Source organism: Streptomyces sp. NBC_01176 (genome assembly GCF_045039825.1).
In the GTDB taxonomy this organism is placed as follows: domain Bacteria; phylum Actinomycetota; class Actinomycetes; order Streptomycetales; family Streptomycetaceae; genus Streptomyces.
The window spans coordinates 807,766-822,296 of the sequence record NZ_CP108600.1; the positions used below are offsets into that span (position 1 = coordinate 807,766).

Below are 14,531 nucleotides of genomic sequence, written 5' to 3' on the forward strand. Positions count from 1 at the left end.
ACCCATGACCACCATCACCCAGCCGCAGCCCGCCGAACCGAAGGGCGCGGTCAACGGCGCCAAGCTCTTCAACCGGCTCTGCGCCGTCTGCCTGACCCTGTTCGCCCTGATCTGGCTGGTGCCCTTCGTCTGGGCGCTGATCACCTCGCTGCGCGACGACGCGTCCATCACCCAGAGCCCCACGTCGATCTTCGCCGGCGGCTGGTCGCTGGACGCGTACTCGACCGCCTGGGACAACCATCCGATCGGCACCTGGTACCTCAACAGCCTGGTGATCTCGGTGCTCGCCGTGATCTTCACGGTGGCCTTCTGCTCGATGGCCGGGTTCGCGCTGGCCTTCCTGCGCTTCCGCGGCCGGGGCCTGGTCATGGCCGTCGCCACGGCCGGCCTGATGCTGCCGACCGAGGCACTGGTGCTGCCCCAGTTCATCGAGTACCGGTCGTTCCACCTGCTCGGCACGTTCTGGGCGCTGGTCCTGCCGTCGGTCGCGGCACCGATCTCGGTGTTCGTCTTCCACTCCTTCTTCCGCGGCATCCCCACGGCGCTGATCGAGGCGGCCCGCATCGACGGGGCGAGCTGGTGGCGCGTCTACGCCAACGTCTGCATGCCGATCTGTCGCCCGGCGGTGTCCACGGTCGCGATTCTCACCTTCATCAGCTCCTGGAACGCGTTCCTGTGGCCGCTGCTGGTCCTCAGCCAGACCAAGTCCCAGACCATCCCTGTGGGCCTCGCCTCACTGGTGGACCCCAGTAGCCCCCAGTACGCCGAGGTCATGGCCTCCTCGGTCCTCGGCTTCATCCCGCTCATCGCGGTCTTCCTGGTCTTCCAGCGGCAGATCGTCCAGGGGATCGCCACGACGGGCATCAAGTGACGGACCCGACCCTGCCCTCGCGGCGGTGCCACGTCCGTGCCGGGAGACCGGGACGGGGGGCACCGCCGCGGCGGCGTTCGCGGCCGGAGAACACAACGGCCTCAGCGCCCCCTTCGCTCACCGTACGACCCCGGTCTACGACACCGTGAACCACGTCGCCGGGTGTGCGCCGTCGTGTGAGAATCCCCGCCGGCTGCAGCACCGTCCCGTACAGCTCGCGTCCGAGTCGGGGCGTAGCGGCGCCCTGCGTTGCGCCGCGTCGGCCGGATGGCGGCCAAGTCGCGGGGACTTGAGCCTCCGACAGTGGAACTCCCGTCTCGGTTGCGGGAGTTCCACTGGCAGGGTGCGGCAAGCGGGTGGTGAGGTTGGTCAGCGCACGGAGAGGCTGGTCAGCCGGGCGCCGCCCCGCTGCCCCGCGTCGGTCGCCAGTGCCACGTAACGGGCGGTGCCGTTGATGGTGAGCCGGCGACTCCTGCCGCGTCCCGTGAGGTGGCCGGCCTGCGTGTACGTCAGACCGTCGCCGCTGAGTTCCACCTGGAGGCCGGGGACGTGACCCCCGCTCCACTCGGTGCGGATCTCCCGGACGGGGCGCTCGGCGCCGAGGTCGACGACCATTCGCCCGTTGGGGCCGGGTGTCCAGGCCGTGTGCGGGTCACCGTCGACGGCGGCCGAGGGGGCCGACATGCCGGGCGGGAGCGGGTTGGTCGGGAAGACCGTGCGACCCAGGGCGAGGTCGTCCCGTGGATAGGCGTCGGCGCCCCGCACGGTGACGGTGGTGGTGCGGTGCGCGCGGACCTCGGTCACCTGACTGTGGCCCTGCGCGGTCACCCGGAGGCGGCAGGACGGCCCGGTGAGCCGCACGGTGGCGGCGTCGACGGCCTCCGCCTGGAGCCCGGCGGGCAGCCTTCCTCCGAACAGTGGGCTCACCACCATGCGCGGAGGCAGCAGTTCGGCCGTGACGGCGTCAAGGTGGGCCTCGTAGGCGCTGCCTTGGGCGGTGAGGGTCTGGCGTCCCTCGAACAGGACCGTGCGCACGCCGGATTGAGGGATGTCGATGCGCGTCGTCACCTGCTGGTCGGACAGGTTGAACAGGCTGAGGTGATCCTCGGTGAGAGCCGCGCGCACGCTGTCGTCCTGGGCCTGTGGAGCGGCACCGCGGGCGAGGTCGCGGAGCCTGTCGGTGGAGATGCCGGGGTAACCCTCGGCGAGCAGGGGCGACGCCGGACCGTCGGCCAGGACGACCGTGTCGCCGTACACCGCGAGCGGCTGCTCGGTTCCCCTCACGACGAGGCCGGCTCGGCCGTCGACGTCGAGCCAGCCGCCCTTGCTGGAGACGTCGGGTTCGGGCCAGGAGGCGAGGTCGCTCCACTGCCGGCCGTCGGGCGATCCCTGCACGGTGTAGGCGCGTCCGGCGGCGGCCTCCCAGCGGAGCGTGACGCGGTCCACGGCGTGCGTCGCTCCGAGGTCGACGGCGATCCAGCTGTCCGCCCGGGGTCGGTCCGCCTTCGAAACCGCCCATCGGCTCGTGGCGTTGCCGTCCACCGCCAGTGCCGGCTCCTTGCCGGGGTCGTACGAGGATGCTGTCGCCGTCCCGTTCCGGGCGAGGTCGGCACCGTCCGAACCGTCGCGGGCCTCGAAGGCGTAGAGCGAGTAGCCGTACGTCGGATCGGGCAGGACGCCGACCATGCGCAACTGCCTGACCTCCGTCCTCGCGAAGGTGACCTCGTCCACGCGTGGTGTGGCGGCGGCCGGTCGGGCGTCCTGTGCGGTCACGGTGGCGCTGCCCTCCGCGAAGCGGTAGGTGCGCGAACCCGTCAGGCCCGCCATGCCCGGCATGGTGAGGTTGTGGACCTCCAGGTGCCCCTCCCCCGCTGCGACGCCGGTCGTCGCGTAGACGACGGCGCCCGAAGGCAGGGTGGTCAGGCCCGCCCGGCCCGTGCTCAGGCGCACCACGGTGGCGCTGCCGTCGAACCCGTCGCGGAGCCTGCTGTACGTCCGCACCTGACGGCTGGTCACCTGCGCCGCCGTGCTGGGCAGGAACATGGGGTTGGCGCCACTGAGCTTGAACAGCCAGTCGTCGTGGGCCGGTTGCCAGGCGAACTTCACGAAGCCCGGCTTGGTCACGGCGCCCGCCCAGGCGCCGGTCGACTGGTGGGACACCAGACCGGGGACGGTGCCGAAGTCGGTCACACCCGAGGCGTGTTCGAACAGTTCCTGCGCGGTCAGGGGTCGCACCGTGCGGCCCTGGGCCGCCGCCCACAGGTGCAGGAGGTAGCTGATGGCCACCTCCGCGCGTGCCTCCGGCTCGTACTTCGGCTCGCCGGAGAACTTCGCCAGTCGGTACTCCGGCGGGTACTTCTGGTACGCCTCCAGCCGCTCCGCGAGCGCCGCTTCCGCCCGGGCCGCCGCGCGGTCGCCGACCACCTGGGCGAGGAAGGCGAGCGGGATGACGTCCCGGCCGTAGAGGTGCTCGCGGTCGTTGACCATCGGCATCAGCGGCTCGCCGGCGTCACTCATCACCCCGAGCAGGGTGCGCCACAACTCGTCCGCGTTCGGCTGGTTGGTGAGCACCTGGGGCAACGGGCGCCCGGCAGTGATGAAGTGGGCGGCGTTGCGTCCGGACGTGCGCCACAGCTCTTCCTGGTAGTGCGGACCGAAGGATCCGTGGTTTTCGACGATGAAGGTGTCGTACAGGTTGCGGGCGGTGTTGTCGGACACGGGGACGCCGTCGACACGGGCCGGGTTGACCAGGTCCGCCTGGGGCAGACCGGTCTCGTTGCGTGCCCAGGTGCCGAAGGCCTTGTCCCAGTCGGCATGCCGCGCGTCGTCCGTGGCCCAGGCCAGCCCGGGGGCCAGGGACTGCGCGTACACGCCCATCTCCTCGAGCTTGGTGTCGCCCTCGTGGCCACCGAGCAGGCCGTGCGGGGTCCAGCCGCCGGAGTTCGGGTCGTCGCCCGTGCCCAAACCCGTGGTGTAGGCGGCCTGTTCGCGGACGATCGTGTCGACGTGGGTGCGGGTGGCCTCGTCGAGCTCGTCCCACAACAGCCGTGCGGCCAGCACGAAGTAGAGCTGGAAGGTGGTGTCGAAGAACAGCGTTCGGCCCCACTGGGTGCCGCCCGTGAGCCGGTTCGACGCGGCGAAGTGCTGGATCGTGGCTATCGTCCGGTCCTTCAGCGTCTTCTCGTCGATCCCGGCGCGGTCGCTGTCGTAGCTGCCGTGCGTGAGCAGCACCGCGTTGCCGAGCACCACGGCGAAACCGAAGTCCTTGTCCGTGTAGTACCCGCGGGCCTCGTCCCACTGTGTCTCGGACCAGTGGGTGTGGTTCAGCAGGACGCGGTAGTAGGTGTCCGCGATGGTGTCGGGCGCAGTGCCCGGGCGCCCCTGGGCGCGCGCGGTGCCGCCACCGAGGGTGACGGGGACGGTTGCGGCCAGCGCGGCGGCGCCGAGGAGCTGGACGAAACGGCGGCGGTCGACCTGCGGGGATGCATCGGGCACGCTGGGCGCCTTTCGTAAGACAACGTTGTCAAGCGGATCCGTTCGAAACCAAGGACGCCTGGGCCCGCGCCCTGCCGGTCTCATCGGCCGCACGCTGGCCCTGTGAACTGCGAGGCCAGGACAGCCTGGTGCTCCAGTGCGACTTCGTGCTCTGGCTCAGGCTGTCCCGTGATCCCCGGTGGATCAGCGCGCGGCGTCAGATGCGGTGCGTCGCAAGGTGGAGGGGCGTCCTCGTACCGGGTGTATTCGGGCGATCCGACAACGCGGCGAGGTGCCGTGGCTGTCGTCGTGCGCCGCCCGCCGGGGATTTCGGGACAGCCCTTAGGCGTCGAGGTAGCGGTAGTCACCGTCCGGGAGGCCGATCACCAGGCCGCCGTTGTGGACCCTCCACTCGCTCATGCCGTCGACGTCGTGGCTGACCAGAAACAGCCCCCGAGGCCTCTCGTCGTACTCGTCGTCCTGGTAGGAGGCCGGGATCTGGGCGATCTGACGCAGCCTCTCCTCGAACCAGTCGAGGGACACCGCGCGGATGTCGCCCCCGTAGAAGGCCCAGCTGCCGCTGTTGTACTGCCGAGCGGGAAAGGCCCAGCCCCCGCTGTAGGTGCGCTCCGGATCGTCCGCTTCCACGATCTCCTTGATCTGGGCCAGCTGTCGGTCGTCGCACTCCAGCCAGCCCCTGATGGAGACCATGGTTCCCACGGCGGTTGCTCCTCGTTCGGTGGCGCGCTGCCCTGGCGCGCGGTTCCCATGCGCTTGCACGCTAGGGGCGACCTGCCCGGTCGCGCAAAGGAATTGACCGGCGGATCAGCCGCCTCGGGCGAGAGCGCGCCATCCCCATCCGGCCGGCCCTCGCGATTGCGCGCTGGGCCCGAGTGAGTACGAGAGCGGCCAACGCGTGATCATCAGGAGTTTGAGGCGCGCGGAATCGGCTCCGTTCTGGCAGCCGCCTGCACCATCAAGGTTCGGATCAACGAGAACCGCAGGTGGTCCAGGCCGCCGCCGTGGCCCTCTCACCCGCTCCGGCTTCCCTCCCCCGTCAGGACCGAACACACGCATCGGCTGTGTCGTCCGACCGGCCGCCGCACATCGGGCCGGCTACTCGGCGTACAGGCTTGCGCCCGCCCCAAGTTGGGGCGGGCGCCCGCATGTCTGGCGGCGCGTTCCCGATGGATGCCCGTGCGCCCTGGCCTACTTGTAGAAGACAGCCACGCCTCCGTGGTGCGAGCAGGCGCCCTGATGGTGTGCGGCGTAGGAATAGGTGCCGTCATTGCAGCGAGCGGTAGCGCCGTTTCCGGCAGCGCTGGAGCCGCCCGAAGAACCTGAGCCGCCGCTCCCAGATGATCCGCCGACCGAACCGCTACCGGAGCCGCTGACGGAGGCGGCTTTCGCGGTGACGGTCACCTTCACCTTGACCGTCTTCGTGGCGGTCACCGTGGGCGCGGCTTTCGGTGTCGCGGTCTCCGTCGCGGTGGCTGTGGCTGTTGCGGTGACGGTGGCGGCGGGCTGCACCTTGCTGGCTGCGGCCTTCGTGGTGTTGCTGTCCTGACTGTTCCCGCCGGCGCCGATACCGGTGCCGAGGATGAACGCGACGCCGACGGCGGGCAGCATGTACCGCTTCCGGGCCCACTTCGGTCTCGCCGGCTGCGGGGAGGGCGTGAAGGGCGCGGGCGGCCCGTACCCGGGCGGCGGCGGAGGCTGGTTGTACGACATGGTCCCCCCAAGGATGGCTCGTAGTGAGGTGACCGTAACGGGAGGTGTGAAGGAAATGTGAGTGTCCTGCGGTGGTGGTGACACAGTTGTGACCGTTCACGGATGGGCGGACGGGTCCGGCACGGCCGCTTCGGTGCACGTCAATGCGACTGCGGGAGGCCCCGCCTCAACCGACACGATCTTCACACCTCTGTACCGCTGCTTCCGGTGTACCGCTGCTTCCGGCGAGTGCTTTCCCGGTTGTCGGCGCCGGCCCGGTCGCAGCCGGCGCCCGACGCACGCGGGGTGTCGTAGGGGTCGGTTCAGGCGAGTTCGCGGTGCCGCACGGTGGTCGACATGAAGCAATCATCGCTGGTGGCACCGGCAGTCAACTGATTTCGGCCAGCGTCTATCCTCCTGGCCGGTTTGTGGTGCATGGTGTCCATGCGGGCGCCGCGCCAATCCCTTGGGCGAGCACCCTTGTTGGGCCCTGCCGGCTACTGCGAGGAGGGGCCCGCCGCACCTCCCGGCTCCCCACGGGAGGCCATGCGGCTGCCCCGGCGCTCGTATGACTTCCGCTCACCCGGGTGACGTTCGCGCGGTTCCCTGCCGCGGCCCGCCGCGCGGCCGGTATCAACGCAGCATGCTCAAGATCGCGTTGCGGGGCTTGACCGCCGCCGCTCTCCTCGTCGCGCCCCTTACGACCCCAGCGGCCGAGGACTCCATCCGGTACGTCGCACCGCTGCCGCTGTGCGCGGCCGTCGACCTGCTGCCGACCGCCGTCGAGTCCCGCGACAGCTACCGGCACACTCGAGCCAACGCTCACCGCCACCGGTACGACGATGGCTTCTCGTGCCCGCGGCCAGCCGCAATCACCGTATCGAGACTCCCGTCCGACACGCACCTCTCAAGGTCGGAACGACGACAACGACTCACCCGCGGAGTTGCCACGTCGATGCGTAGGTCATGCCGATGATGCTCAGCTGTAGGTCAAGGATGTCCAGGGGGTCGTAGCTGGCGACGCGATTCCCAGACTCATTCAGCACGGATCCCGTCCGGGATGAACCGGCCACCGCGGACAGTCAGTACGGGCTGTCCGTCCTTGTACTCCAGCGTGCAGCCCTGGTGCGGGCCCCAGCTGCCCGTAAATCTCTTGGCTGTTAGTCTGCGCGCATGTCAGACCTGGGGCCCGTCGCCTGGCCGCCTGAGCCGATCAAGACCGAGAGGCTCATGCTCCGTGAGTCCGAGGCCCGGGACCGTGCGGCGTTCATCGAGCTGCTGGCGTCACCAGAGGTGCACACGTACCTCGGCGGCCCCCGCCCACGGGGCGAGCTCGAGCGCGAACTACCCGGGGTACCCGAGCGGTGGCCCGGGAGTTTCGTCGTTGATCTCGACGGGACGCTGATCGGCCACATCCTGCTCAGGAGAGCACCGGAGCACCGTCGCCCAGCTGCTGCGGGGAAGGTCGATCTCGGCTATCTGTTCCTGCCGCGGGCGTGGGGATTCGGGTACGCCGCCGAGGCCTGCGCGGCGGCACTCGACTGGTTCGACGGCGTCCTTCCCGCCGAGCCGGTGGTGCTCACCACCCAGACCGCCAACCTCGGCTCGATGCGCCTCGCGGCAAAACTGGGGTTCGCGGAGGTAGAGCGGTTCCAGGCGTGGGACGCCGAGCAGTGGCTCGGCCTGCGGTCCCCTGTCATGCCGTCCGCTTGAGCCCAAAGTCGCCCGAGTGCGATTCTGATGGGGTCACTGCTCCGAAGGGTCGCGCAGGGAGCGCGAGTTGGCCCTGGCAGCGGACGGCGTAGGCGCCTTCTTCGCCCACACCCGACCGTGGGCGGCTGTCTCCCGCGCGGGTGCGGCGAGGGTTGCGGCACATCCGCCCGCGCCTGGGTGTCCGCCTCGGGTGCTGAGGCCCTCCCGGCCCGGGCAGGGTGTACTTCGGGGTCGAACAACCGACGGCCCGCCCCGCTACGTGGCTGGCAATTTCTCGATCTCCGGAGCGCCGAGGACGCGAGCCCGGATCATTCGTGCTCGTCATGCCCGCCCGAGCCGGTAATTACGCGGTGCATGCGCGCCTTTGGAAACCTCGGCAGGAAGTAGAGCTGGAGTGCTGGCACCAGACCAGGGACGGATCTCACCTCGCCGTCTGAAGCCCAAGTAATCAACCGGCACCGACTCCTACCGCCTCGCCACCACCCCGGGCTCGCCCGCGCCGAACAGTAAGCCGTTGTCAGCTGACGACGGCACCGGCCCTCACTACTGTTGCCGACACCGGGCCGGGCGGGCCCCGATCTCCCACCCGGCCGTTCGAGGTCGGACGCTCTACCGGGCGAGTCGCTGGTCGCGGATCTCAGCCCAGCGCAGCGAGTCGCGGATGCCCTCGGCAATGCTGAACTGCGGCTCCCAGCCGAGCAGGCGCTTGGCCCGGTCGCTGCGAGTGAAAGCACCAGCCACGTCGCCCGGGCGCGGAGCGGCCTCGACCACCGCGACCGGCGGGGTGACCACGCTGTTGAAGGACGAGACCAGCTCGGTGACGGTGGTACCCGTACCGGTCCCGAGATTGATCACCGAAGAGCGGGCATCTGCCAGCGCGGATTCGAACCGCTGGAGCGCGGCCACGTGTGCGGCGGCCAGATCCCAGACATGCACGTAGTCACGGATACCGGAGCCGTCCCGGGTAGGCCAATCGGTGCCGGTGATCTGGAACGGCACTCCCCCGTCATGTGCCTCGATCAGCTTGCCGAGCGCGTGGCTGGGCCGACGCAGCTGGAGGCCGGTGCGCAGCTCGGGGTCGGCGCCGATCGGATTGAAGTAGCGCAAAGAGAGGACCCGGATCGGCTGGGTCGCGGCGATGTCGGCGAACATGCCCTCGCAGACCGCCTTGGTGCGCGCGTAGGGGCTTTGCGGGGCGATTCCGGACTCCTCGTCCACGCTGAAGTCATCGCCCGGCAGGTAGATCGAGCCAGAGGAGCTGAAGATCATCTTCTGGCAGTCGTTGCGGATCAGGTGGCCCACGAAGTCCAGGCTCTTGCCCACGTTGGCCTGGTAGTAGCCGAGCGGGTCACCCACGGAATCCGGGACCACGATCAGCGCCGCGCAGTGCACGACCGCCTCGATCTCCGGATGCTCGGCGAAGATCCGGTCCACCAGAACACCGTCCTCGATGTCGCCCCGGTAGAAGGTGCGGCCCTCGGTGAACTCCCGACGTCCGGTCACCAGACTGTCCAGGATCACCGGGGTGATCCCTGCGTCCAGACAGGCAGAGGCGACGGTGCTACCGATGTACCCCGCGCCGCCCGAGATCAGTACCTTCATGTCAGGGTTCGACCCTTTCTATCCGCTCGCTGACCAGGTGGTTCGTGCCGTGAGCCTAACGCCCGACCAGAGCAACGGTGTTGATCTTCGAGTCTCACATCGAGCCGGCGGTCGAGGCACACTGCAGAGTGACGGCTGGCAAGTGGTAACTCGAACCACGTTGGCGTCACCGTGACACCACGCCGGGCTGCGTGGACTTCGTCCACATGGTCGCGCTCTCCTGGGCCCGGGACTCCAGCGCCAACGCGTCGACCACGGCCCGCCGCGAGGCAAACGCCAACGACCTCGACGCCGACGGCTCCCACTTAGCACCAGGTCGCGCGCTGTTGTCGCGTGCGCCTTTCCCATACAACGCCCCCAGTTCCGTGGACGAGGCGATTGTTCTGGTGGACTTCCGGCGTCTCCGTCGGTGACATTCTGAAACGATCGGCTAGCCCTGACGTGGGCGGGATCGAGGTCGATTGGCGGCCGCGCACGGCGCGAAGGTGCGGCGCCAGGCATGGCCGGTTCCAAAGGCCCGACCTCGCCTGAGACAGATCCTGCCCCCCTCTCGCCGGCCGCGCGTTCAGGCGTGTCAGCCGTGTCAGCCGTGTCAGCCGATCGTGCCCAAGTCGGTGCCGGTCCAGTGCTCCGGCCGCATCCTGACCACGACATGGTCGGCTAGTTCCGCCTCGGCCCATACCGCGTATCGGTCCAGGGCTTCCCCGTGGAGGTAGCGGGCGGCGAGGTCGCGGTGAGCGGTGGGGCCGGGCTCGGCGATGTCCGCTACGGGACCCTCGACGGACACGTACCGAGGAGTGGGTTGGCTGCGCTCGACGAGGAGGCTGAAACGGCCGCTGGCTTTGATCAAGTTCAGCTTGCGCGAGTTCGCGCCGGTGAGGATCCACGGCATACCGCCGGGTCGGTAGCCGTACCAGATCGGTACGAGGAGCGGTCCGCGGCTGGGACCGGCGGTGACGCCCAGCGCGGCGACGTGCGGCTGCGCCAGGAAGGCTTCGCGTTCTTCACGTGAGAGTGCCATGCACCCGACTCTAGGCCTGGGCACTCACGGCGTCTCCCGACTCGCAGCGGGCAGGTACTCCGTGACGTCGGCCGCGGTTGGGAGGCCTGCCTGCGCGAGATCGCCGAAGCCAAGACGCCCGCCGAAACCCGTCGAACGTCGAAGCGTCGCTTGTCCGACGTCGTCTGTCGGTTCACGAGAAGCGACCAACGGACGGAAAGTGCGGCCTCGCCCGGATTCGCGCGGTTCACGGCTGACAAGTCTGTGCCATGGCAAGGACTTGCCTTCATCGGGCCTTCTCGTTGGCGTTACCGGCCGATAGACCCATGGCATGTTCTCTCCCTCACAGCTTTCCGCCTTCCGGCGCAGACGCTGGCAGTTGATCGCAGCCGCCACCGTGGTTCCGCTGCTGGCGTCGGGGCTCGCGGTGGTGCAAGCACCCGCTCAAGCGGCTCCGAGCAAGCCCGTCGTTGCTGCCAAGCCCTCGGCCACCCACAAGGTCACCCTGGTCACCGGCGACGTCGTCACGGTCACCACGATGGCCGACGGGAAGCAGACCGCCGACGTCGACCGGCCGGACAGCGCCGTAGGCGGCGTAAAGATCCAGCAGGTCAAGGGCGACCTGTTCGTCATCCCGGACGAGGCGGCGCCCCTGCTGGGCACAAACAGGCTGGACCGGCGGCTGTTCGACGTCACCGGCCTGATCAAGATGGGCTACGACGATGCGAAGTCGGCCGCGGTGCCGCTGATCGCGACGTACGCCCAGCCGACGTCTCGCGCGGCCGTCGAGCCGACGGCCCCCCGCGGCAGCATGCTGATCCGCAGACTCAAGGGCATCCACGGCGCCGCGCTCAGCACCGAGAAGCGGCGGGCCCGCACCTTCTGGACCAGCGTCGCGCCGCGGGGCAGCGCGAAGTTGGGCGCGGGTGTGGCGAAGCTGTGGCTCGACGGTCGAGTGAAGGCCGACCTGAAGGAGAGCGTGCCGCTGATCGGCGCTCCCGAGGCGTGGGCGGCCGGGTTCACCGGCAAGGGCGTCAAGGTCGCGGTTCTCGACACCGGCATCGACGTCCACCACCCCGACTTCGCCGGTCTGATCGACGGTACGGCCAGCTTCGTGCCGGGCGAGGCCATCACCGACGTCAACGGGCACGGCACGCATGTGGCCAGCACCATCGTCGGATCGGGCGCCGCCTCCGGTGGCGACTACAAGGGGGTCGCTCCGGGGGCCGACCTGTACGTCGGCAAGGTGCTCAGCGGCGCGGAGGGCTACGGCCAGGACTCGTGGGTGATGGCCGGCATGCAGTGGGCCGCCGAGTCCGGTGCGGACGTCGTGAACATGAGTCTCGGCGACTCCTACCCGACCGACGGCAGCGACCCGATGTCGCAGACGGTCGACGCGCTGTCCGCGCAGTACGGCACTCTGTTCGTCATCGCTGCCGGCAATGCGGGCCCGGAGAGCATCTCCGCCCCGGGCGCGGCCGCGTCGGCGCTGACCGTGGCCGCCACGGACAAGCAGGACCAGCTCGCGTCCTTCTCCAGCACCGGCCCGCTGGCCTCCTCCGGCGCCATGAAGCCGGACATCGCGGCGCCAGGCGTGGACATCACCGCGGCCCGCTCGCAGGAGATGACCGACGGCGGTGAAGGCCTGTACCGCACGCTCAGCGGCACCTCGATGGCCACCCCGCACGTGGTCGGCGCGGCGGCGATCCTGGCCCAGCAGCACCCGGACTGGACCGGCGCGCAGCTCAAGGAACACCTGATGAGCACCGCGAAGGGCCTGGACGAGGGGTACTCGCCGTACGAGGTCGGCACCGGCCGTGTCGACGTGGCCGCCGCCGTGCGGACCACCGTCCGCGGCACCGGATCGCTCTTCTTCGGGAACCACACGTGGCCGCACGAGCCGAGCGACGTCGCCGTGACGAAGGACCTGACCTTCACCAACACCGGTGCCGCCGACGTCACACTGAACCTCGCGCTGAGCGACGACGGCGGCCCGTTCACCGTGGGAGCGACCGAGGTGACCGTCCCGGCGGGCGGCACCGCCGCCGTCCCGGTGACCGGTGACCCGCAATCCGCCTCGGTGGGCCGGCACGTCGGCTACGTCATAGGGACCGACGCGGCCACCGGGAAGCCGGTGACCCGCACGTCCGTGGCGCTGCTCAAGGAGGAGGAGCGCTACGACCTGAACATCAAACTGGTCGGCCGGGACGGCAAGCCCGCCTCCGGCTGGGTCGGCATCAACCTGGCCGGTGACACCCTGCCTTGGTCGGTCTACGTCGACGGCGGGACGACCCTGCGCATGGCACCGGGCCTCTACACCGTCGCGGGGTATATCGACGTGGCCGGCGAAGAGACGGACCGGTCGGGTCTGGCCGTACTGGTCGACCCGGAGACCGTGCTCAAGGACGGTTCCGCGAACGTGGTGTTGGACGCGAGCAAGGCCCGTCTGCTGCGGACCGAGGCGCCGCAGCGTACGGAGGACCGCCAGCGCAAGGTCGACTTCAACGTCCACTACAAGGGCCAGGACCCGTACACGGACTATCGCAGCGCGTACGTGCTGCCGCCGGCCTACGACGACGTCTACGTCTCGCCGACGGAGCCGATGAAACAAGGCGAGTTCGTGCTGACCACCCGTTGGCGCAAGGGCGAGCCGCAACTGGCCCTGAGCACGCCGGGTGGTCGCCTCCGCTTCGACGCACTGGTGCAGACCGGCAGCACAGTGGGCACCGCCACCGACAGGCGGGACGTGGTCTACGCGGGCGACGGCACACCGGCCGCCTACGAGACGGTCAGAGCCAAGGGCAAAGTCGCTGTTGTCCAGCGCAGTGACGCGATCTCGCCGCAGGAGCGCGCCGAGGCCGCGGTGGCGGCCGGTGCGAAGGCGCTGATCGTGGTCAACGACGGTGCCGGCGCCCTCATGGAGTACGTCGGCGAGTCGACCATCCCGGTCGCCACCGTGCACCGCGACGCCGGGAGGACGCTCATCGCGATGGCCAGGTCCGGCATCCTGAAGCTGACAGTGAAGCAGACCCGATACACCCCGTTCGTCTACGACCTGACCCGCGACTACCCTCGGCAGGTCCCGGACCGAGCCCTGGTCTACAAGCCGAGCAGGAGCGATCTCGCGCGGATCGACGCCCGCTACTACTCGGCCACGGACGGCGGGTTGGCGGAAGGCTACCGATCCGACTTCACCCTCAGCCCGTCGGTCAACATTCCCGAAACGGAGTGGCACCCGGGCACCCGCACCGAGTGGGTGACCCCGGGGCAGGTCTGGAGAGAGTTCCACACGCAGGGTGTCGACAAAGCCCTGCCGTGGTCGATGGTGTCGGGCGACAACACGTACACGAAGGGCAGTACCACCCGCCTGAACTGGTTCGCCCCGGCGACCCGCCCCGGGCAGAGCGAGTCCTTCGGCGTGTACAACTCCCGTTGGCAGAACTACATGACCTGGAATGTGCAGGCGTGGGCCTCCGCCAGTGACAACATGCGGCTGGGTGGCTACCTGCCGTGGGGTGAGACACCGTCCCACCTGCAGGTCTTCCAGGGTGACAGACGGATCTACGACAACCCGAACAGCGGAGACATGCAGTGGGAGGAGGTGCCGGCTGGCAAGCTGCCGTATCGCACCGTCCTCGACGCGGAGCGGCCCGGTGACGTCTTCCGCCTGTCGACGCGCACCCACACCGAGTGGACGTTCCTGTCCGACACCGTCGACTCGGACTCCTTCGAGCCCTTCTCGGTGCTGAATCTGGACTACAAGCTGGAGTCGAATCTGCACGGTGACGTCAAGGCCGATGCGCCCCAGCGGATCGCGCTCAAGCCGGTGTCGATGAACGTCGGCACCGTGCCGGGCACCGTCACCACGGTGAAGCTCGACGTCTCGTACGACGACGGCGCCACCTGGCAGAAGGTGACCCTGGCCAAGGGCGCCCACGGCTACTGGACGGGTCCGTTCAGGACGGCGAAGAAGCCCGGCGGCTTCATCTCGGTCCGGGCGAGCGCCGGGACGGACAGCGGCTTCAGTGTCAAGAACGAGATCATCCGGGCGTACGGCCTGCGATGACCCGCGCTGTCGGGCCCTGGGGAGCGGACTCCCCGGGGCCCTTCCCGTCATGTCCGCTCCCAACCGGGACTGTTCAGGGTCTGCCGCCGTGGCGG

General features: G+C 69.5%; 8 protein-coding genes. 3 read left to right on the forward strand and 5 right to left on the reverse strand.

Annotated features, from left to right (window positions below; genetic code table 11):
* Positions 1-4: 4 nt before the first annotated feature.
* A complete protein-coding gene (locus OG199_RS03190; protein WP_356803313.1) occupies positions 5-871 on the forward strand; it encodes a carbohydrate ABC transporter permease in 867 nt (288 codons plus the stop codon).
* A gap of 369 nt (positions 872-1,240) precedes the next feature.
* Here the strand turns inward: OG199_RS03190 and OG199_RS03195 are convergent, their stop codons facing one another.
* The 3 genes from OG199_RS03195 to OG199_RS03205 all read right to left on the reverse strand — a co-directional run bounded on the left by OG199_RS03195 (position 1,241) and on the right by OG199_RS03205 (position 5,974).
* Positions 1,241-4,366 (reverse strand): discoidin domain-containing protein, encoded by a 3,126-nt coding sequence (locus OG199_RS03195; RefSeq protein ID WP_405827791.1) that lies wholly within the window; start codon positions 4,364-4,366, stop codon positions 1,241-1,243.
* Positions 4,367-4,687: 321 nt separating this feature from the next.
* Complete coding sequence (locus OG199_RS03200) at positions 4,688-5,056, reverse strand: hypothetical protein (RefSeq protein ID WP_401809230.1); 369 nt, start codon at positions 5,054-5,056, stop codon at positions 4,688-4,690.
* 498 nt (positions 5,057-5,554) lie between these two features.
* Positions 5,555-5,974, reverse strand: a complete 420-nt coding sequence (locus OG199_RS03205; RefSeq protein ID WP_401809191.1) for a DUF3761 domain-containing protein — start codon at positions 5,972-5,974, stop codon at positions 5,555-5,557.
* Between the two features lie 1,254 nt (positions 5,975-7,228).
* Here OG199_RS03205 and OG199_RS03210 point away from each other — a divergent pair.
* The gene (locus tag OG199_RS03210; RefSeq protein WP_401809190.1) at positions 7,229-7,768 is read left to right on the forward strand and encodes a GNAT family N-acetyltransferase; all 540 of its coding nucleotides are present in this window, start codon (positions 7,229-7,231) and stop codon (positions 7,766-7,768) included.
* Between the two features lie 609 nt (positions 7,769-8,377).
* Here OG199_RS03210 and galE read toward each other — a convergent pair.
* Positions 8,378-9,370, reverse strand: a complete 993-nt coding sequence (gene galE, locus OG199_RS03215) for a UDP-glucose 4-epimerase GalE (protein WP_405827794.1) — start codon at positions 9,368-9,370, stop codon at positions 8,378-8,380.
* A gap of 592 nt (positions 9,371-9,962) precedes the next feature.
* Positions 9,963-10,391 carry a pyridoxamine 5'-phosphate oxidase family protein gene (locus OG199_RS03220; protein ID WP_405827796.1) on the reverse strand — a complete coding sequence of 143 codons (429 nt, stop codon included), beginning with the start codon at positions 10,389-10,391 and terminating at the stop codon, positions 9,963-9,965.
* Between the two features lie 310 nt (positions 10,392-10,701).
* Here OG199_RS03220 and OG199_RS03225 point away from each other — a divergent pair, with 310 nt between their 5' ends.
* Positions 10,702-14,436 (forward strand): S8 family serine peptidase, encoded by a 3,735-nt coding sequence (locus OG199_RS03225; protein ID WP_405827798.1) that lies wholly within the window; start codon positions 10,702-10,704, stop codon positions 14,434-14,436.
* Positions 14,437-14,531 lie beyond the last annotated feature (95 nt).